Genomic DNA, 18778 nt, shown 5'->3' on the forward strand with positions numbered 1-18778 from the left:
TCAATTCCTTGCGAAAGTGGGACGCCAGGCCAGCGCATAGCGCTCCAGCGTGCGAATGATTGCGTCGATGACCAGCCCGAGAATGCTGTAGATCAACAGGCAAATAACGATCACGTCGGTACGCATGAAGTCCCTGGCATCACTGGCCAGATAGCCGATACCGGCGGTGGTGTTGATCTGTTCGACGAACACCAGCGCCAGCCAGGAAATCCCCAGCGAGTAACGCAGGCCGACGAAAAACGATGGCAACGAACCAGGCAGGATCACGTGCCAGATCAACTGGCGACGATTGAGGCCCAGGGTATTGGCCGCTTCAATCAGCTTGGGGTCGATGTTGCGAATACCGGAGTACAGGTTGAGGTAAACCGGAAACGTGGTGCCGGTGACGATCAGCGCAATCTTGGTGAACTCGCCGATGCCGAACCAGAGAATGAACAACGGCACCAACGCCAGCGAAGGAATGGTGCGCAGCATCTGCAGGGGCGAGTCGAGGATCACCTCGCCTTTCTTCGACAGGCCGGTAATCAAAGCGGCCACCACTCCGATGATCACACCAATACTCAGCCCCAGCAGCGCCCGTTGCAGAGACACCCACAAGTGAGTACCCAACTCACCGGACTCGATCATCGCCCACAACGTCCCGCCGATTTGCGACGGCGCGGCAATTACCCGGCTGGGCAGCAGGCCGAGTTGTGAAGCCAACTCCCAAATCAACAGCAAGGCAATGGGGCTCAGCAGACGTACAGCAAAATCGGGGGCTTTCCAGCGCTCCCGACGTGCTGAAGTCGCGACGGACGGGGCCTTGTCGACGATCAGAAAACCGCCTTCCGAATGTTGTGAATCAAGGGCTTTTTCGGACATGGGTTTCTTCCTGAGACGTGAGGCTTATCAAACGGGATCTATCAAAAAGTGCACATTATTGAATTGAAATGCATTTTCTGCAGGAGCTGCCGAAGGCTGCGAAACGATCATCCGAACACACCGCCATCGCAGCCTTCGGCAGCTCCTACAAATCCAATGCTTGCTGCGAGGTAGCGTCGTGCCATAGAGACCGGGGCTACCGGCAACAGAAACTCACTCTTTATAAGAAGTATCAGTCCGCTCCAGTTCACGAATCAGGGCATTCCAGTGGCGGGCAACGCCTGGGCCATGGCCGTCCGCGAAGACCTTGGCCTGCTCTTCAACCCGGGCCACAACTTCAGCCGGCGGATAGATCAGTTCGTCATTGCCCGCCGATTGCGCCGCCACCTGAATGTTGCAGGCGTATTCCAGACGATGCAGTTGCTGGAACGCATGCTCGACGCTGACACCGCCGGTCAGCAGCCCGTGGTTACGCAAGATCATCACGCTCTTGTCGCCCAGATCCGCCACTAGCCTTTCGCGCTCGTCGAGGTCCAGCGCCACACCTTCGTAGCCGTGATAAGCAATGCGCCCTGAAAAGCCCAGTGAGTGTTGAGAGATCGGCAGCAAACCGCCTTTTTGTGCTGAAACAGCGATGCCATCGCGGGTATGGGTGTGCAGCACCGCCACCAGATCGTGGCGCGCAGCATGGATAGCGCTATGAATGACATAACCTGCGTAGTTGATGCCCAAGCCGGTCGGGTCGTCGACGATGGTCCCGTCGAGATCGACCTTGACCAGATTCGACGCGCTGATTTCATCGAACAGCAAGCCGAAAGCGTTGATCAGGAAGTGCTCTTCCTTGCCTGGCACGCGCGCCGAAAAGTGCGTGTAGATGTGGTCGGTCCAGCGTTTCTGCGCCGCCAGACGATAAGCCGCCGCCAGCTTGACCCGTACCTCCCACTCTTCTGGCGATACACGCTCGCGGACGCTGCCGGACTGTTGGGACTGTAGAGGCAAGGGACTGACATTGCTCATGGGGCTGCTCCGTAAAAATGCGGGACCGACAGATGCGGTACATGTGGGAGCAGCCTAAACGCATAAGAAACCATTTAAAAAGCACATTTTAATCTAAGCTAATTATTAAATTTACTGATTTTGAAACCGGCAACCTGTTAGGCCTCTGAAATCAGTTAATGCATTTTTGTTCTATGTTAATCATAAAAAAATAGCATATTAAAAATAATCATTATGCTTATATCTCGATCAGCACAACAGCATCCCTACCCGACCCCTCTCCAGGCGGAGGTTAATCCTTAACAACAAAGAGAGTGACCGCCATGTCCACGATTCCTGAGCAGCAGGTCCAATCCCCTTCTCGCCAACAACCTGCACTGCAAGTAGTCAGGTCCCTGAAAGTCACCAGGCTGGAGCCCACCATCGGTGCAGAGATTGCCGGAGTGGACTTGACTCGGCCCATCTCGCCCCAACAACGCGATGAAATCCGCGCGTTGTTGCTGGAACACAAAGTGATTTTCTTCCGCGACCAGAACATCGACAGCGCGCAACAGATCGCTTTTGCCAAGGAGTTCGGCGAGCTGTACGAACACCCGACCACGCAAAAGAACGACACCAGCAAACCCTACGCACACTTGATTCAGGCCCAAGAGGCACGAGAGCTGTACGGTCCGAAAACAACGGGACGTTGGCACACCGACACCAGTTGGTTACTGAAGCCTACGTTTGGCGCGGTACTGCGGGCGGTGGACTTGCCGGAAGTCGGCGGCGATACCGTCTGGGCCGACGCCGGTGCGGTGTATCGGGCATTGCCGGATCAACTGCGCGAAGAAATCGACACGCTGTTTGTCGTCCACGACTTCAAAAAATCCCTGGATGCAGTGGGCTACGACTATCCGATCCTGGCCCACCCACTGGTGCGTACCCATCCGGAAACCGGCGAAGACAGCCTGTTCATCAATTTCTCGCAAAACCCTTCAGTGATCGGCTGGGAACCTGAGCGCAGCAAGCGACTGATCGAACGCCTGCTTCAGGCATTCAACAAGCCGGAACACCACGTGCGCTTCAAATGGCGCGAGCACTCCATCGCCTTCTGGGACAACCGCTCCACCCTGCACTACCCGGTCTACAACTACGGCGACTACCCGCGACGCATGGAACGCGTACTGATCGCCGACGATGATATTCCGCATCGAGTGCGGCGTCCGGCTAACGCATGAACCAAACATTCAAGCCAAGTGACTCCCTGTGGGAGCGCGGCTTGCCGGCGATAAGGCTGGACTCGGTTCACTTCAGACCGCGGTGAACTTATCGCTGGCAAACCATGCTCCCACAGAAGTGCGCGCAAGCAACATCTGCGAGCCCCAAGGAAGCCGTCATGCATAAAAGCAAACCCCTTCCCCAGTAAACTGACATCAGGAGCTTCACCCATGAGCGAATCACTGAATCAACTGTTGGCAGACCTGCATGCCGAACGCCTGGCCAACTGGGCACCGGAAGCCTTGCAGGTCAATATCAGCCAGCGCCAGACCCTGGTGGATGCCGCGCAACATGCGCGCTTTGTGCAGCGCGGCGATCCGATCCCGGACTTCCAGTTGCTCAACGTCGAAGGCGGTACGCTGACGCGTGAAAAACTCACGGCCTATGGTCCCGCAGTGTTGATTTTTTTCCGTTTCGCGGGCTGCCCGGCGTGCAACATTGCCCTGCCTTACTACCAGCGCCAGTTGTTCCCGAAACTGCAGGCATTGGGTGTGCCGCTGGTAGCCGTCAGCCCGCAAGTACCGGAACGGCTGATCGAGATCAAACAGCGTCATGACTTGCAGTTTCAGGTCGCGACCGACAAGGACAATACCCTGGCGCGGCAGCTGGGCATTCTCTACAACTTCGACGAAGCGTCGCGCAAAGCGGCTTTGAGCAAAGGTGGCGGCGGTATTGGCGAAGTCACGGGCACCGGCACCTGGGAATTGCCGCAACCGGCAGTGGTGGTGATCGGTCAGCACGGCGAAGTGATCTTTGCTGAAGTCAGCCCGGACTGGCTGGTGCGCACCGAAGCCGAGGTGATCGTACAGGCGGTCAGCGAAGCGCTGGGTGAACGCGAGGTACAGATCGCGGTTTGAGTTGAATGTGATTCCATGCCTGCCTGCAAGCTTGATCTTGTAGGACCGGCTTTAGCCGGGAGGGCGGTGTTTCTGCCGAAGACAATTTAGCGCATATCCTGACGTCCTCCCGGCTAAAGCCGGTCCTACAGGAACCGGCTCGCCAGCGATGACGTCAAGAGCCCCCTCAATAACCCCGCTTGAAATCCACCCGTTCAGCCAGTGGCTCGCCCTTGTGGAATCGCAGCAGGTTGCTCACGAACTGGTCGACAACATTACCCCACAGGTCTCCCGTAGCCGGGGAAACGTGTGGCGACAGGCGGATTTTCGGGTGGCTGTAGAACGGATGGTCGGCGGGAGATGGCTCCTTCTGGGCGACATCCAGCGTTGCCCGACTCAACTGCCCGGCATCCAGCGCAGCCACCAGTGCCTCCTCATCGACCAGACTGCCCCGTGCGATGTTGATCAGGTGCAGACCTGGCTTGGCGTGACTCAACAACTCGGCGTTGACCAGATGCCGCGTCTCCTCCGTAGCGGGGGCCGCGACGACCACATGATCAGACTCCGCAAACAATGCCTGAAGACTCTTCGCACGCTCGACGCCCGGCACATAGAACGGCTTGCCGGAATGGTTGGTAGCAATCACCCTCACGCCCAAAGCTTGCGCGCGAATCGCCAAGGCACTGCCAATCGCCCCAAACCCTACGATTCCCAGTACGCTGCCGCTAACCAGTTCTAGGGAATGCCGCTGCCACTGCGTGGCTTCGGATATCCAGACCTCGGGAAAGCGCTTGGCACTGGCAAGAATCGCCGCCAACGCAAACTCCGCTACGGCCACCGCAGACGTGCCACGGGCCGAGGTGACCTGCGGCACTTCAAACAGCCATTCCGGGTAGGTATCAATGCCGGAAGAAGACAGGTGAATCCATTGCAGGTTGAACGGCCAGCCCTCTGGACGTGGCGGCTTCTCACCACTGCCCGCGCGGAACACCGGGCGTGCCAGCAAAATAGTCGCCTCGGCGGGAATAGAGCTCGGCGCTCCGGTGCCAACCGGCACAAATGAGTACTCAGGCAAACGCTGACGCAGCAGCTCGTTGACCTCTTCGTCATGCTGAGTGGCGATTACGATCTGTGTCATGAAAACCTCGTGGCTAGAACGCGGGTGGCGCGCAAGGCCACCCGTTCATGGTCGACGGCCATGAGGCCGGATTGAGCATGAACATAAGCGTTGAATACAGGCTTGTGAAATGCCAATGCGATCTAACCTAATATTATTTTTTGTTATCACTTTGTTTTTTTACATCAGCATATGGCATAAATACGCATCTTCCGAGATGAACCCGGTCCTGTAGGAGTGAGCTTGATCTGGGCCGCATCCGGACGATGCGATGCGTCAGCGAAAATGTGTTGCCTGACCCCGGATGCAATCGCGGGCAAGCGCGCTCTTACCGCTGAAAAGCATCCCGGTACGGATAGTTATTTCATGTTTGATGAGATGTCGCGGACTCCTACAGAATCAGACTCGACCTCGAAAGCTAGCCGTGCCGATTAGCCGGAACGGGCAAGCCAAGGTGTTCGCGCAAGGTGTTGCCGCTGTATTCCTCGCGGAACAGCTTGTGCTTGCGCAGGATCGGCAGCACGCCGTCGATGAAGTGATTCAGGCCTTCAGGGAAGTAAGCCGGCATAAGGTTAAAGCCGTCAGCAGCCTCCCCCTCAAACCAGGCGATCAATTCATCGGCCACGGTTTGTGGCGTGCCGACGATGATTTTGTGGCCGCGGGCGCCCGCCGCCAGGTTGCAGATCTGCCTCAGGGTCAGCCCGTCCCGATGGGACAGGTCCAGCAGTAACTGAGCACGGCTTTTCATGTTTTGTGGCAGTGGCAAGTCAGGCAGCGGCTGATCCAGATCGAACCCGGACAAATCGTGGCCAAGACGGTCGGCGACCATCAATAAGGCGGCTTCCTGATCGGTCCAGCTTTGCAGATGATCAAAGCGCGCCTGCGCCTCGGCGGCCGTTGCGCCAAGGATCGGCATCACGCCTGGCATCACCAGACAATGTTCCGGTTTGCGGCCCTGAGCGACGACCTGACCTTTGAGGTCACGATAGAATTCCTGAGCTTCTGCCAGACCCTGCTGAGCGGTGAACACCACTTCGCCGATTCGCGCGGCCAATGCCATGCCCGGCCCCGACGATCCGGCCTGAATCAATACCGGATGACCTTGCGGCCCACGGGTGACGTTCAACGGTCCGGCGATAGAGAAAAACTCGCCTTTATGATCCAGCCCATGCAGCTTGGCCGGGTCGAGAAAGACGCCGGTATCCGGGTCTTGTACATAGGCATCATCTTCCCAGCTGTCCCACAGACCACGCACCACATCAACGAACTCTTCGGCGACCGCGTAGCGCTGGGCATGGTCAGGATGGGTAGCGCGGGTGAAGTTGGCGGCGCTGTCATAACCTGTGGTCACCACATTCCAGGCCGCCCGCCCTGCGGACAGATGATCCAGCGTGGCGAACTGTCGGGCGATGGTGTACGGCTCGCTGTAGGTAGTAGATGCCGTCGCGGCCAAGCCGATTTTTTCGGTGATGGACGCCAGTGCGCCGAGCAGTGCTACCGGCTCAAGGCGCACGATCATCGACGGGTGCTCCTTGCCATTGGTGACCAGTTTGTCGCCGAAGAACACCATGTCGAATTTGGCTCGTTCGGCAGCCAGGGTCAGTTGGCGGATCAACGGGAAGTTCTCGCTGCCTGCCTGGGCGCCAGGGTAACGCCAGCCCGCAGAATGATGACCTGCGGCCTGAATGAACAGGCCCAGGCGCATATGTCGATCAAGCTTGCTCATGAGTCAACTCGATAACGGGATGAATGGAAACCATCATGTGTCGGGTTGGCACTCGATGGGTCCCGGTGAAGTAATGGATAAAAAATCGGGATATGGAAACGGTTGTAACAATAGAACGAATTGATATAAGAAAATAAGATATCTAACTATTTTTATAATAAAAATAAATGATCCTGGCTGTCCACGTTTTGTTGCCCACGGGCCGCGATCAGCTTCTGCCGCCGCATTACAATGCGACGTCCTCCCGGCTAAAGCTGGTCATACGGAATAGCGCGGTCTCTATGGGGACGTGTTCGCGAGAGGCCACTGCTCTGAAAAAAACAGTGGCCTGCACAACGCCTCGCCAACAAGTTGGCTCCCACCGGGCAAGGTCTGTCTGGAGCAAGACAGAATCTGTAGGTACTCGTGCACTCATACGGAGAATGCATCAATTCAACCGAAACGGCGCTGGATCAATCGGCGAAGGCTGGTCCAGTATTTGCGCGGCGAGGAGTCTGGCGCTGCCCAGTGCCAGGGTGAAGCCCAGAGCCCCTTGCCCGACGTTCAACCACAGGTTGCTGAAACGCCCTGCCCGATCAATGATCGGTTTGCTGTGCGGGGTGCTGGGGCGTAGACCGGCCCAGGTCCGGGCTTGATCAAGGTCCAGTTGCGGGAAGGTTTCGGCAACCTGCTGCTTGAGCAGGGCAATACGTGCCGGGTCGACTTCGGCGCGATCCACGCCCATGTCTACCATCGCCGCGATACGCAGACGCTCACCCAGCGGTGCATAGACCACTTTGCGTGCGGCATCGGTCACGCTCAGCCTCGGCGCTTCGCTGCCCGCCGCCATGGGCACGCTCAGGCTGTAGCCGCGCAAACCATACAGCGGGAGTTTTACACCCAATGGACGCAGCAACGGCACGCTGAACATCCCGGCGGCGACCACCACAGCATCGGCTTCCAGGTCCCCCTTATCGGTGCGCACCGCCACCACCCGATGCCCCTCATGCACCAGTTCGCGCACTTGGGTTCCCAGCGCCAGAGTCACGTTGGGCATTTGCTCCAGCAAACCGCGCAGGCCCGTGCAAAAGCCCGCGCAGTCGGCCGTGGCTTCACCGGGGGTGTAGATGCCTCCGGCGAGCTCATGGCCGATACCGCGCAAGGTCGGCTCGAGCGCCACGCACGCCGCACCGTCGAGGATTTTTTGATCAGCGCCCAACGAGCGCTGCCAGTCAACCATGGGTTCAGCGCCCGCCAGGGCCTTGGCATCGCGATAGATCACCAATTTGCCGCTGCGCAACAGGTCGAATTGCAACGCGTGCTGGCTCAACAGTTCATCCAGCGAATCGCGGCTCAAGTACGACAGGCCGAGCATGTCACCAATGGTCCGGCGCACCGCCGAGGTCGTGCAACTGGCGAGAAACTCCGTACACCAGCGCCATTGCGCGGGGTCAAGACGCGGGCGGAAGCGCAAAGGCGAGTCGTCACGCAGCAGCCATTGCGGCAACTTGCTGATCACCGAAGGATCAGCCAAGGGCGCGACATAGCTGTAGCTGAGCTGCCCGCCATTGGCGAAACTGGTTTCCTGAGCGACCTCCTGATGGCGGTCCACCAGGGTCACCTGAACCCCTTGGTTAGCCAGATACCAGGCGCTGGTCAGCCCGACGACACCGGCACCTATAACAATTACCTGCACGCTGTGTCTCCTTTGGTTGATTAGCACGGGGTTATGGTTGACCGTCAAATCGGTACTGGCGCTGAAGGTTGGAGTTGGCTAGTTTCCCTGACTCACTTATCCCGCCAGGAGTCGCCATGAGCATCCAGAGAATTTCCGTCAACCCACGCCTTGCAGGCGCCGTTGTCCACAATGGTCTGGCCTGGTTGTCCGGCCAGGTGCCAGACGACCGCAGCCAGGATTGCGCCGGACAGACTCGCCAGGTGCTGGCCAAGATCGACGCCCTGCTCGCCCAGGCTGGCAGCGACAAATCAAAACTGCTCAGCGCGCAGATCTGGCTCAAGGACATCGACGCTGATTTCGCCGCCATGAACGAAGTCTGGAGCGAATGGCTGCCTGAAGGCGCAGCACCGGCCCGCGCCACCATCAAGGCCGACCTGGCCTCGCCGGATGTACGAGTGGAAATCATGCTGACGGCTGCCATCAGCTAACCACGCGCAGCGGCAGGCTGGCGTTTCAACAAACGTCCCTGCCGCCGGGTGACCTGGCCGCCTTCATAGCTCGGCACGCCATTGACTACCACCAGATCAATGCCCGGCGCCTGACGGCACGGATCGCTGTAAGTCGCGACATCCTCGATGCGCTGCATGTCCACCAGCACCAGATCAGCAAAACCGCCTTCGCGCAGTTCACCACGATCCTGCAAGCGGAAGCGTTTCGCGGACAGCCCGGTCATCTTGCGTACCGCTTCGGCCAGATCAAACAGCTTCTGGTCCCGGCAATAATGCGCCAGCACCCGTGGAAACGTACCCCACAGGCGCGGATGGGGATTGGGGTCATTGGGCAGACCGTCGGAACCGATCATCGACAACGGGTGCGCGAGAATCTGGCGTACGTCGTCTTCGCTCATCATGTGGTAGATCGCCCCGGCCGGACGCAAGCGCTCGGTGGCTTCCAGCTGCGACACACCCCACTGCGCGGCAATGTCTTTCAGTGTCTGTCTGGCCATTTCCGGATGCGGGTCGGACCAAGTGATGTAAATCTCCATTTTGCCGTCCACCCGCCACGCATCCAGGGTGGTGGAACTGGCTGCATAGGGATAGCAATCACAGTTACAGGGTTGTCCGGCGGCGGCTTGTTCCAGCGCGGCCAAGGCCAGTGGTGCACGGCCCCAGTTACCGGCCCCGGCGCATTTAAGGTGCGAGATCACCAGATCGGCACCGGCCTTGCGTGCGGTACTGAACGACTCCTCCAGAGAGTCCAGCAAACCTGCGTGCTCGTCGCGCATGTGGGTGGTATACAACGCACCTTCGGCACCGACAATATCCACCAGCGCCTGCACCTCAGTGGTCGGCGCCTGCTTCGCGTTGGTGTAAGCCAGCCCGGAGCTGAGGCCGATGGCCCCGGCGTCGAGCGCGCCCTGCAAGGCGCTGCACATGTGTTGCAGCTCATCCCGATTGGCCGGGCGATCAAAGCCGGGCATGACATTGCTGCGCAATGCGGTGTGGCCCACTAGTGCCGCGACGTTGACGGCGGGCCGGGCCTGTTCGACCGCAGCCACATAGGCCTGGAACGTTGGATAAACAAAAGCCTCACGACCACCCAGCAGGTTCATCGGGTCTGGCGGCACACCGGGCAGCGTCACCGGCGAGGCGCTGATACCGCAATTACCAACAATGACAGTGGTCACGCCCTGAGATATTTTGGCGAGCATGTCCGGCGTGCGAATCACGTTGGTGTCGTCATGAGTATGAACATCGATAAAGCCCGGCATCAGACAACGTCCGTTGCCGTCAATGACACGCTCTGCCGAGTGCCCGGCAAGATCGCCAATAGCGATGATGCGATCAGCGCAGGTTGCCACATCGGCCACGTAAGGCTCGGCACCGGTGCCATCGACGACCGAGACCTGCCGAAACAACAAATCAAAGGTCATACGCACGCCCTCTGACCAGTCACAAAATCCCAGCCCTTGCCCGGCACGGCATCCATCAACTGGCGGGTGTAGCTGTGTTGCGGATTACCCAGCACCTGCCCGGCAGGACCGTATTCGACGAGCTGACCGTGCTGCATCACCAGTACGTCGTCACACAACTGCGCAGCGACCCGCAGGTCGTGGGTGATAAACAAAATGGCCACGCCCAGACGTTGCTGGATATCGTCGAGCAGTTTCAGGACCTGAGCCTGCACGGAAACGTCCAGCGCTGACACCGCCTCATCGGCGACGATTACATCCGGCTCCATGGCCAGGGCGCGGGCGATGGCGATGCGTTGGCGTTGACCACCGGAAAACTGATGAGGGAAACGCTCAATGGCATCCGCAGGCAGCCCCACCAGCTCCAGCAACTGCTGACCGCGCTGCCAGGCCTCGGCGAAACTCATGCCGTAGTTCATCGGACCTTCGATCAGGCTTTTACCGATGGTCATGCGCGGGTTCAACGAGCGGTTCGGGTCCTGAAAAATCATCTGGATACGTTTGCGATGAGGCTTGAGCCCGGCCGAAGACAGCTCGGAAATGTCCTTGCCGGTGACTCGCACCGCACCATGCGTTGGCGTCAGCAAGCGCATTACGCAGCGCGCCACCGTAGACTTTCCGGAACCACTTTCACCCACAATCCCCAGCGTACGTCCGCGCTTGAGCAAGAACGACACTTCATGCACCGCCCGCGTGCCCGGACGCTGCTTGCCAAACCAGCTGAGCACACCGCCCGCCGCCGGGTAGACCTTGCCCAGTTCACTGACATCCAGCACCACCTGCGGGCTGGACTCCCGCCGCGACGGACGGGGCTTCAGGGCTGGCACGGCCGCCAACAACGCCTGAGTGTAGGCCACACGAGGCCGGGACAGCACGTCGTCGACAGTGCCGGATTCGACGATTTCACCATGGCGCATTACACAAACCCGGTCGGCGATGTCCACCACCACGCCCATGTCGTGGGTAATGAACAGGACGGCGGTACCATGCTTTTGCTGCAGCTCGCGGATCAGTTTGAGAATCTGCTGCTGCGTGGTGACGTCCAGCGCTGTTGTCGGTTCATCGGCAATCAACAGACGCGGCTCCAGAACCAGCGCCATGGCAATCATGATCCGCTGGCGCTGACCACCGCTCAGTTGATACGGATAGGCATCGTGGATGCGCTCGATGTCCGGCAGATGCACCTGAGACAAGGCATCCATGACTTTCGCCCGGCGCTGGGTCGCAGTCAGGCGGGTGTGAGTTTGCAAGACTTCGTCAATTTGCCGCCCGACACTGAGGACGGGATTCAGGGCGGTCATCGGTTCCTGAAAAATCATCGCCATGCTATTGCCGCGCAACGTCTTGAGGCGGCCATTGCTGACCGCCAGAACGTCTTCACCTTCGAGCAGGATGCGTCCGCTTTCAGCCAGAAGCGCGCCTTTGGGCAGCAGTCCCAGGGTAGCCAGAGAGGTCACTGATTTTCCCGAGCCACTCTCGCCGACCAGGCACAAGGTTTCCCCTGCGGCGATCTCGAACGAAATGTTGTGCAGGATCGGCTTGCCTTCGGCTGTGCTCACGCAAAGCTGTTCAACGCGCAGAACTTCACTCATGCCGCTCCCCTCTTTTTCATCCGTGGGTCCAGGGCATCGCGCACCGAGTCACCCAACAGGTTGATCGACAGAATGCACAGCGACAGCGCCAGGCCAGCCCACAACACCAGTGATGGCTTGAGCTGGAAGTACACCCGGCCCTCGGAAATAATGTTGCCCCAACTCGGAATTTCAGTACCGATGCCGGCGCCGAGGAACGACAGGATCGCTTCGGTCAAAATCGCCGAGGCGCAGATATAGGTGCCCTGCACGATCAGCGGCGCGACAGTCGTGGGCATCAAGTGACGCAGCAGAATCCTGAAGGTCGACGTGCCCATCAGCACGGCGGCCTCGACGTAAGGTTCTTCCCGTGCCGACAGCACCCGGGAACGCACCAGACGTACGACCTGAGGAATTTCCGGAATCATGATGGCGATCATCACGGTCCAGATCCCGGCGCTGCTCAGGGACACGATGGCAATCGCCAGCAGCACGCCGGGGATCGCCATCAGGCCATCCATGACGCGCATCAACACCGCGTCCAGGCCACGGAAATAACCCGCCAGCAAACCCAACGGCAACCCGATCAGAATGCTCAGGACGGTCACGCCGATACCGACCATCAGCGAAACCTGTGCGCCGTAGACAATCCGCGAAAACAAATCGCGACCGTAAGCATCGGTGCCCAGCCAGAAATCGGCGCTAGGCGGTTTGAGTCGATTGGCCGGTGACAAGGCTACCGGGTCGTGGTTGGCCACCCACGGCGCAAAAATCGCCATGGCAATGATCAACACCAGAACCACCAGTGATATCGCCGAAACCAGCGGCACCCGTGGCAGGCCGATCATGCGTCGCCGGGGTCCGGGCAGGGTCAGAGAAGCGGATTTGCTCACAGTCAGGCCCTCAGTAACGGATGCGTGGATCGCTGATCGCGTACGACAGATCGATCAGCAGATTGATGACGACATACACACCGCTGGTCAGCAGGATCATGCCCTGGATCACCGGGTAGTCACGGGCCAGCACTGCGTCGACGATCAAGCGCCCCAGTCCCGGAATGTTGAAGACACTTTCGGTCACTACGACGCCGGAAATCATCATGGCGAAGCCGGTGCCGATCACGGTGAGAATCGGGATCATGGCGTTACGCAACGCATGGCGAAACAGCACATGCACTTCGGACAGCCCCTTGGCCCGGGCGGTGCGGATGTAGTCTTCGCCAAGGACTTCGAGCATGCTCGCCCGGGTCATGCGCGCCACCAGTGCGATGTACACCGACGACAAGGTCAACGCAGGTAGAACGATGCGCTGGGCGAACGGCCCAATGCCGTCACTGATACTGCGAAATCCCTGGACTGGCAGCCATTTCAGTTCGATGGCGAATACCGTAATCAGCACGTAACCAATCACGAATACAGGCACTGAAAAACCGAGCACGGAGGTGGACATGACCAGATTGTCGATCCAGCTACCGTGTTTCCAGGCTGCCAGTACGCCCAGCGGCACGGAAATCAGGATGGTGAACATGATCGATACCAGCGCGAGGCTGAGGGTCGGCTCTACCCGTTGACCGATCATATCCAGCACTGGGGTATGGGCCATCAGCGAAGTACTGAAGTCGCCCTGCAGCAGTTGCGCTATCCAGACGAAGAATTGCCGGTACAGCGGCTGGTTCAGACCCAGGCTTTCGCGAATGGCCGCCAACTGCTCCGGGGTTGCCATGTCACCGGCAATGATCGCTGCCGGATCCCCCGGCGACAGCCGCAGCAACAGGAAGACGAACAGCGCTACCACCAACATGACCGGGATCGCCGCCAGAATGCGGCGAAAGAAGTAACTGAGCATGGGCTTGATCCGTTGTCTGGTACACAAACATGAAAATTCGCAGGACCGGCTTTAGCCGGTCCTGCGGGACTGCGCAGGTTCTGTGGGAGCGAGGCTTGCCCCGAGTTCAGCCTTCAATCCTTCTTCACATTCCAGAACACCGTCGATGGCCCTGGCAGCAGGCCGTTGACACGTGCACTCCAGGCCGACACGTCGTGGTACTGGCCAAGCGGGATGTAGCTCACCTGATCCATCGCACGCTTCTGGATTTGCACAGCAATTTCTTTCTGCTTGACCGGTTCAGTCGCCGTCGCGAACGCCACGCGCAACTCGTCCATCTGAGGATCGGTAGGCCAGCCGAACCAGGCGCGTTTGCCGCCCCCGTCAAGCATCGGGTTGACCACCGGGTTCCAGATGGTCTGCACGTTCCAATAGGTGAAGAACAGATTCCAGCCGCCCTGAGCGGGCGGGTTCTGATTGGCGCGGCGTGACACCAGGGTCTGCCAGTCCATCGGTTGCAGGTCGACCTTGAAGCCGACGTTACGCAAAGCCTGGGCCGCGACCACCGGTTGCGGTGCCTGGCTAGGGACGTCGGTGGGCTGCATGATCACCACCGGCGTACCGTCATAACCGGCTTTTTTGAGCAAGGCCTTGGCCTCTTCAGGATTGCCACCCTTGAGCAGCGACTCACCGCCCGCCTCGGTTTCGAGCTCCGTACCACAGGCGAAGACTGACGCGCACTGCCGGAAATACTTGGGATTGCCCACCAGCGCATCGAGCACGTCTTTCTGGTTCAGCGCCAGCATGGCGGCGCGGCGGATGTCCGGGTTGTCGAATGGAGGGTAAAGGAAGTTCATGCGCCCGCCGGTCATCGACCCCAGATCGCTGAGTACGCCGGTCTTGAGGTTGTCGTCCGCTTCGACCATGGGCAGCAGGTCGATGGGCAATTGCTCGATGAAGTCGATATCGCCGGAAGACAGTGCGTTGATCGCGGTCATGCGATCGGGCATGTTGATCCACTCGACCCGGTCCACATTGACGACCTTGCCACCGGCCGTACCGCTTGGGGCTTCTTTGCGCGGCACGTACTCTTTGAATTTTTCGTAAACCACGCGATTGCCGGGATCGAACTCGCTGGCGACAAACCGGTACGGCCCGGAGCCGGTGTAGTCGGTGACCATCTTGCCTTCCGGGGTGTTGGCAACCCGCTCAGGCATCATGAAGGCTGCCACCGAGGACGGTTTGGCAATCAGCGGCAGCACGTAGCCGAAGGGTTTGGCCAGCGTCAGGACGATGGTGTGCTCGTCGCTGGCCACCAGACTGGCGGTGTACTGCATCATCAACTTGCCGCCCACGTCGTAATGCGCCCAACGTTTCAGGGAGGCCACGCAGTCCGCCGCGGTCACTGGCTTGCCATCGTGCCAGAGCAGACCGTCGCGCAGTTTGAAGGTATAGGTCAGGCCGTCAGGCGACAGGGTCCATTCGGCCATTTGCGGCTTGGGCACGAAATGCTCGTCCATGGAGATCAGCGTGTCGTAGATCATGTAGCCGTGGTTGCGAGTGATCTGTGCCGTGGTGGCAATCGGATCGAGCACACGCAGCGAAGACGACATCACAGCGTGCAGGGTTTTCTCGGCCGACAGGGCAAAGGGAACATGCAGAGCGGCCATAAGCCCAACCGGCAATAACAGACGGGAGACCAGGGATCGGGATAATTTCATGCGCAACATTCCTTACAGAGAGCGAAGGTCGTGGGCGGCAGAATTCCTGTGTGAGCAATGGTGTAGAGCCGGGCGCCTCTGCGGGTGCCCTGGCGAGTTATCTGGTCATGAAAATCGTGAGTAAGCGGGCGCGGAGCCTGGTCTGGGCTGTATCCACAAGAGGCACTACATCAGCACCTCTAACGCGTGGTCTATGTAGAGCTGGCGAAAGCGCCGGGTGAGCTTGCCCGGCGTGCCGTCGCCGATGGCCTGACCATCAATAGTGACCACGGGATAGACGAACGAGGTAGATGAGGTAATGAAGGCCTCGGCGGCCTGTTTGGCATCGTCCAGAGAGTAAGCGCGCTCTTCGAGACGCAAGCCGGTTTCCCTGAGCAATGCAATCATGGCTGCGCGTGTGATACCGGGCAGCAAGGCGCTGGACAATTCGCGAGTCACCACCACGCCTTCCTTCGTGATGATGAACGCGTTGTTGGAGGTACCTTCGGTGATCATGCCGTCCTTCACCAGCCAGGCATCATCAGCGCCCATGCACTTTGCCTGTTCCTTGGCCATGCAGGCATACAACAACTGCGTGGTCTTGATATCGCTGCGACCCCAGCGCAAGTCCGGCAGACCGACGATGTTCATGCCACGAGCCGCCAGCGGACTGTCAACGACCACCTTGGCCTGGGTATACAACACCACGGTCAACGGATGGCCCTCGGCCGGGTACAGGAAATTGCGATCCTGTGCGCCACGGGTGACCTGCATGTAGACAAGGCCCTCGTCCAGCTGGTTGTGCTCGATCAGTTGCCGGTGTATCGCCAGCAACTCATCGCTGCTCAGGTCCAGACGCAGGTTCAGTTCGCCCAGAGAGCGCCGCAAGCGTGCGTGATGCAGATCGAAATCCACCAGCTTGCCACGCAACACCGCGGTCACCTCGTAAATACCATCGGCAAACATGAAGCCCCGGTCAAAGATCGAGATGCTGGCCTGGTTTTCGGGAACAAACTGGCCGTTGAGGTACACCGTACGCATGGATCGTCCTCTGTAAAGCTCATGACCTGTGAACGTGCACTCTTATGGGAGTGCAGCTTGTGTGGGAGCGAGGCTTGCCCGCGATAAGGGCATCACCGGTATCAGCTCTATCGCGTTCAGCCTTATCGCGGGCAAGCCTCGCTCCCACAGGTTTTTTTACGCAGAGCGTTTCACACCCGTCTGGCTGGTGATGATGCCGTAGTGCTCGATACGCCGATGACGGGCAAAGTCGAAAATCGTGGTCTTGCCGAAGTTGCACAGGTCCATGTCGCAACGGTGCGTGATGAGTTCGTCACCCTGCCCTTGCGCCCTTGCTACGACAAAGCCATTGGGGTCGATGATGACGCTGCCACCCATCAACGGAAAACCGTCCTCGACGCCGCCCTTGGCGACGCCCACTACCCAGGTAGCGTTCTGATAAGCACCGGCCTGCATGACCAGCTCGGAGTGGAACAGCCGATGCTCTTCGCCTTCACTGCGGTTCTGCGAATTGATCGAGGGGGTGTTGTACCCCAGCATCACCAGCTCGACACCTTGCAGGCCCATGACCCTATAAGTCTCCGGCCAGCGTCGGTCGTTACAGATGCACATCCCCATTACCGTGTCCTGACTTGACCATGTCGGGAAACCCAGGTCGCCCGGTTCGAAGTAGCGCTTTTCCAGGTGCTGAAAATCGCGTTCGGTATCGAACTCGACATGCCCCGGCAAATGCACCTTGCGGTATTTGCCGACGATGTTGCCCTGACGATCAGTGAGGATGGAGGTATTGAAATGACGGCCTTCGGCGGTCAGCTCGGCGTAACCGAACGAAAGAGCAATCGCATGCTCGCGGGAGTAATCGAACAGTGGTTGAGTCACGGCGCTGGGCATTTCGCGCTCGAACCAGGTATCGACTTCAGCCTGATCTTCCATGTACCAGCGCGGGAAAAAGGTGGTCAGGGCCAGCTCGGGAAAAACCACCAGTTCGCAACCCTGCTGCCGCGCCTGCTCAAGCAGTGCAAGCATGCGCTGGACGACGCTTTCTCTGCTGTCGCTTTTCTGGATTGCACCCAGTTGGGCACCGCCGATGACTATCTCTCGCATTGCGAATCTCCCCTGCCGACGCACCCTTACGCCGTGTCTGGGGCCATTGTGAAAAAGTCTGCGAGGGTTGTCGTATGCCAATACGTCGCCAATCCTTAACCCTTTGTTATGACGCAGCAGGCTATGACGCATCGAACAACTTGAAGCCTCTGGCACGCAGGGTTCCACGCAACTGCTCAACGAACGTTTGCGCCAGTTGCGCCAACGGCTCGCGGCGCAAATGCACAAGACTGACTGTCAGGCGCTCTTGCTGAAGAATTGGCAAAACAGCCATGTGCTGCATGCCGGAGGCGCGCCAGGAAATCTCGTCAACCACGGAAAACCCTGAACCATTTTTGACCAGCGCACAGGCGTGGTGCGGTGAATCCACTTCGATACTCGGCCGATAGGCCAGTCCGGCCTGCTCGAATGCGGGCTTCATGACATTGAAAAAAGGCGTATCGGAGGGATAGCCGATAAATGGGGTGCCCAGCAGCGCCTCCGGCAATTGCTCGGCCGGAACCCTCTCCAGGTCATGCCCTGCTGGACAGATCACCAATACACGAATGTCACTCAAAGGGATGGCGCGCAGATTAGGGTGATCGATGGGAAACAGTGAAACGCCAAGATCAGCCTGCTGATCCAGCAATCGATCACGCAACAGCACATGGCGCAGGCATTCCAGGCTGACCCGGATATCGTCGTTGCTACGCCGGAAAGCAGCCACGGCGTCCGGCACCATTTGATGCCCCATGCTCGGGCTGCTGGCGATACGCAGCACGCCATGGCGCTGCTGAACCAGGTCCAGCAAGGTGGTATTGACCCGCTGGATATTGCGATACACCGACTCGACATCAGTAAACAGCCGCCGGGCCTCCGGAGAGGGATAAAGCCGCCCCTTGACCCGTTCGAACAAGCGAAAGCCAATCCGTGCTTCGGTATGGGACAACATGCGGCTGACCGCTGGCTGGGAGACCAGCAGCAACTGGGCAGCGCCGTTGATAGAGCCGGTGATCATCACTGCGCGAAACACTTCAATCTGTCGCAGGTTCAGAGACTGCATTGTGCTGCTCTCTCCTTGCTTTTTTCTCGTTGAAAAACGTTTTTCCGTGCGAGATGTTGTGTTCGCCTGCAACCACTCGTCTTTCCAGCAAA

General features: G+C 59.0%; 16 protein-coding genes. 3 read left to right on the forward strand and 13 right to left on the reverse strand.

What is annotated here, in order from left to right:
- Both K3169_RS19515 and K3169_RS19520 read right to left on the reverse strand, forming a co-directional pair.
- Entirely contained in the window at nt 1-861 is an 861-nt protein-coding gene (locus K3169_RS19515; RefSeq protein WP_099271072.1) for an ABC transporter permease, read from the reverse strand.
- A 213-nt stretch (nt 862-1074) separates the two neighbouring features.
- Nucleotides 1075-1878 carry a class II aldolase/adducin family protein gene (locus K3169_RS19520; protein WP_099271073.1) on the reverse strand — a complete coding sequence of 268 codons (804 nt, stop codon included), beginning with the start codon at nt 1876-1878 and terminating at the stop codon, nt 1075-1077.
- 302 nt (nt 1879-2180) lie between these two features.
- Here K3169_RS19520 and K3169_RS19525 point away from each other — a divergent pair, with 302 nt between their 5' ends.
- Both K3169_RS19525 and K3169_RS19530 read left to right on the forward strand, forming a co-directional pair.
- A complete protein-coding gene (locus K3169_RS19525; RefSeq protein ID WP_099271074.1) occupies nt 2181-3077 on the forward strand; it encodes a TauD/TfdA dioxygenase family protein in 897 nt (298 codons plus the stop codon).
- 210 nt (nt 3078-3287) lie between these two features.
- Nucleotides 3288-3974: a peroxiredoxin-like family protein gene (locus K3169_RS19530; protein ID WP_122709102.1), complete on the forward strand. Its 687-nt coding sequence runs from the start codon at nt 3288-3290 to the stop codon at nt 3972-3974.
- A 166-nt stretch (nt 3975-4140) separates the two neighbouring features.
- Here K3169_RS19530 and K3169_RS19535 read toward each other — a convergent pair whose 3' ends face one another.
- From K3169_RS19535 to K3169_RS19545, 3 genes are all read right to left on the reverse strand, one after another.
- Entirely contained in the window at nt 4141-5091 is a 951-nt protein-coding gene (locus K3169_RS19535; RefSeq protein ID WP_122709103.1) for a D-isomer specific 2-hydroxyacid dehydrogenase family protein, read from the reverse strand.
- Between the two features lie 397 nt (nt 5092-5488).
- Nucleotides 5489-6796, reverse strand: coding sequence for an LLM class flavin-dependent oxidoreductase (locus K3169_RS19540; protein WP_263267531.1), 1308 nt, complete (start codon nt 6794-6796; stop codon nt 5489-5491).
- A 427-nt stretch (nt 6797-7223) separates the two neighbouring features.
- The gene (locus K3169_RS19545; RefSeq protein WP_263267532.1) at nt 7224-8471 is read right to left on the reverse strand and encodes a D-amino acid dehydrogenase; all 1248 of its coding nucleotides are present in this window, start codon (nt 8469-8471) and stop codon (nt 7224-7226) included.
- A gap of 116 nt (nt 8472-8587) precedes the next feature.
- On the opposite strand from K3169_RS19545, the gene K3169_RS19550 reads away from it, so the two are divergent.
- Complete coding sequence (locus K3169_RS19550; protein ID WP_231672500.1) at nt 8588-8941, forward strand: RidA family protein; 354 nt, start codon at nt 8588-8590, stop codon at nt 8939-8941.
- Here the strand turns inward: K3169_RS19550 and K3169_RS19555 are convergent.
- The 8 genes from K3169_RS19555 to K3169_RS19590 form a co-directional block, all read right to left on the reverse strand.
- A complete protein-coding gene (locus K3169_RS19555) occupies nt 8938-10386 on the reverse strand; it encodes an N-acyl-D-amino-acid deacylase family protein (protein WP_263267535.1) in 1449 nt (482 codons plus the stop codon). The two genes, K3169_RS19550 and K3169_RS19555, sit on opposite strands and share 4 nt — an antisense overlap.
- Complete coding sequence (locus K3169_RS19560) at nt 10383-12017, reverse strand: ABC transporter ATP-binding protein (RefSeq protein WP_263267537.1); 1635 nt, start codon at nt 12015-12017, stop codon at nt 10383-10385. The genes K3169_RS19555 and K3169_RS19560 overlap by 4 nt, the downstream gene beginning before the upstream one ends.
- On the reverse strand, nt 12014-12889 hold the full coding sequence (locus tag K3169_RS19565; RefSeq protein WP_263267539.1) for an ABC transporter permease: 876 nt from the start codon (nt 12887-12889) through the stop codon (nt 12014-12016). Before K3169_RS19565 ends, K3169_RS19560 begins: the two co-directional genes overlap by 4 nt.
- Nucleotides 12890-12899: 10 nt before the next feature.
- Nucleotides 12900-13841: an ABC transporter permease gene (locus tag K3169_RS19570; protein ID WP_087265218.1), complete on the reverse strand. Its 942-nt coding sequence runs from the start codon at nt 13839-13841 to the stop codon at nt 12900-12902.
- Between the two features lie 113 nt (nt 13842-13954).
- Nucleotides 13955-15541, reverse strand: a complete 1587-nt coding sequence (locus K3169_RS19575) for an ABC transporter substrate-binding protein (protein ID WP_263267542.1) — start codon at nt 15539-15541, stop codon at nt 13955-13957.
- A 165-nt stretch (nt 15542-15706) separates the two neighbouring features.
- A complete protein-coding gene (locus K3169_RS19580; protein ID WP_263267544.1) occupies nt 15707-16561 on the reverse strand; it encodes a D-amino-acid transaminase in 855 nt (284 codons plus the stop codon).
- A gap of 156 nt (nt 16562-16717) precedes the next feature.
- Nucleotides 16718-17644 (reverse strand): N-carbamoyl-D-amino-acid hydrolase, encoded by a 927-nt coding sequence (locus K3169_RS19585; protein ID WP_099271084.1) that lies wholly within the window; start codon nt 17642-17644, stop codon nt 16718-16720.
- A gap of 121 nt (nt 17645-17765) precedes the next feature.
- Entirely contained in the window at nt 17766-18686 is a 921-nt protein-coding gene (locus tag K3169_RS19590) for a LysR family transcriptional regulator (protein WP_263267547.1), read from the reverse strand.
- Between the last annotated feature and the right edge of the window lie 92 nt (nt 18687-18778).

This window comes from Pseudomonas phytophila (assembly GCF_025643095.1).
GTDB classification, from domain to species: domain Bacteria; phylum Pseudomonadota; class Gammaproteobacteria; order Pseudomonadales; family Pseudomonadaceae; genus Aquipseudomonas; species Aquipseudomonas quasicaspiana.

Excerpts from the sequence above, each read along its gene's own strand:
- K3169_RS19515 (WP_099271072.1), bottom strand. The coding sequence starts at position 861 with ATGTCCGAAAAAGCCCTTGATTCACAACATTCGGAAGGCGGTTTTCTG.
- K3169_RS19520 (WP_099271073.1), bottom strand. The coding sequence starts at position 1,878 with ATGAGCAATGTCAGTCCCTTGCCTCTACAGTCCCAACAGTCCGGCAGC.
- K3169_RS19525 (WP_099271074.1), top strand. The coding sequence starts at position 2,181 with ATGTCCACGATTCCTGAGCAGCAGGTCCAATCCCCTTCTCGCCAACAA.
- K3169_RS19530 (WP_122709102.1), top strand. The coding sequence starts at position 3,288 with ATGAGCGAATCACTGAATCAACTGTTGGCAGACCTGCATGCCGAACGC.
- K3169_RS19535 (WP_122709103.1), bottom strand. The coding sequence starts at position 5,091 with ATGACACAGATCGTAATCGCCACTCAGCATGACGAAGAGGTCAACGAG.
- K3169_RS19540 (WP_263267531.1), bottom strand. The coding sequence starts at position 6,796 with ATGAGCAAGCTTGATCGACATATGCGCCTGGGCCTGTTCATTCAGGCC.
- K3169_RS19550 (WP_231672500.1), top strand. The coding sequence starts at position 8,588 with ATGAGCATCCAGAGAATTTCCGTCAACCCACGCCTTGCAGGCGCCGTT.
- K3169_RS19555 (WP_263267535.1), bottom strand. The coding sequence starts at position 10,386 with ATGACCTTTGATTTGTTGTTTCGGCAGGTCTCGGTCGTCGATGGCACC.
- K3169_RS19560 (WP_263267537.1), bottom strand. The coding sequence starts at position 12,017 with ATGAGTGAAGTTCTGCGCGTTGAACAGCTTTGCGTGAGCACAGCCGAA.
- K3169_RS19570 (WP_087265218.1), bottom strand. The coding sequence starts at position 13,841 with ATGCTCAGTTACTTCTTTCGCCGCATTCTGGCGGCGATCCCGGTCATG.
- K3169_RS19575 (WP_263267542.1), bottom strand. The coding sequence starts at position 15,541 with ATGAAATTATCCCGATCCCTGGTCTCCCGTCTGTTATTGCCGGTTGGG.
- K3169_RS19580 (WP_263267544.1), bottom strand. The coding sequence starts at position 16,561 with ATGCGTACGGTGTACCTCAACGGCCAGTTTGTTCCCGAAAACCAGGCC.
- K3169_RS19585 (WP_099271084.1), bottom strand. The coding sequence starts at position 17,644 with ATGCGAGAGATAGTCATCGGCGGTGCCCAACTGGGTGCAATCCAGAAA.
- K3169_RS19590 (WP_263267547.1), bottom strand. The coding sequence starts at position 18,686 with ATGCAGTCTCTGAACCTGCGACAGATTGAAGTGTTTCGCGCAGTGATG.